At 69.1% G+C, this 501-nt stretch carries 1 protein-coding gene; it reads left to right on the top strand.

Annotated elements, in window-relative coordinates; genetic code table 11:
- Window positions 1–2: 2 nt before the first annotated feature.
- Window positions 3–501 (top strand): DUF2157 domain-containing protein (locus EOA27_RS39670; protein ID WP_127259121.1); only part of this gene is annotated, 499 nt, incomplete at its 3' end.

The raw sequence follows: 501 nt of genomic DNA, 5'->3' as shown, positions 1-501 counted from the left end.
GGGTGAGGGCGGATATCGCGCGCTGGCGGGAGATCGGGCTGGTCGATCCCGCCACGGCGGAGGCGCTGACGCGCGATGTTGCCGCCAATGAGCGCGCGTCGCTGAGCTTCGGCTCCATCCTGGCGATGATGGCAGCGCTTTTGTTCGGCGCCGCGATACTGATCTTCGTCGCCGCCAATTGGGAGGCCTTCCCGCGCCTCTTGCGCGTGGCGGCTCTGTTTGCGGTCATTCTTGCCGGCTATGTCGGCGGCGCGGTGCTGAAGACGCGTGACCATGCCGCGATCGGCGAGGCGCTGTGGATCGTTGCCGCGGCGGCGTTCGGTGGATCGATCGGGCTGATCGGACAGATGTACCATCTTTCGGGCGACGAGGCCTCGGCGCTGGTGACGTGGTGCGCCGGCACGGCGCTGGCGGCGGTCGCGCTGCGTTCAAGCCCGCTGACGGTCGCGGCGGTCGGCATCGCCGACGCCTGGCTGGGTCTCAAGGGGGTCGGCTTCTACT

The organism is Mesorhizobium sp. M2A.F.Ca.ET.037.01.1.1, assembly GCF_003998075.1.
GTDB lineage: Bacteria > Pseudomonadota > Alphaproteobacteria > Rhizobiales > Rhizobiaceae > Mesorhizobium.
The sequence above is the reverse complement of the archived record's forward strand: the minus strand, read 5'-3'. Positions and strand labels throughout refer to the sequence as shown.